General features: G+C 46.9%; 1 rRNA gene. It reads left to right on the forward strand.

What is annotated here, in order from left to right:
• Nucleotides 1-207: 207 nt before the first annotated feature.
• A 5S ribosomal RNA gene (rrf, locus tag Q8X48_RS30040) occupies nucleotides 208-256 on the forward strand; the annotation flags it as partial.

A 256-nucleotide genomic window follows, 5' to 3' on the forward strand; every position in this document is an offset into this window, starting at 1 on the left:
GCTAACCAATACTAATTGCCCGTGAGGCTTGACCATATAACACCCAAGCAATTTGATGCTCCTAGTTGAAAAGACGAAAGAGACCAGATTGCGGTGTGTGAAGACGAAACGAACCGAAAGTTCGAAATGCTCACAAAACACCGAACTCTATTACATACCCAATTTGCTGAAGCGAGGCCAACCGGTCACGACTCAGTACCCGAATTTCTTGACGACCATAGAGCATTGGAACCACCTGATCCCATCCCGAACTCAG

The organism is Pseudomonas sp. QLc11A (assembly GCF_052112305.1).
Taxonomy (GTDB): Bacteria; Pseudomonadota; Gammaproteobacteria; order Pseudomonadales; family Pseudomonadaceae; genus Aquipseudomonas; species Aquipseudomonas laurylsulfatiphila.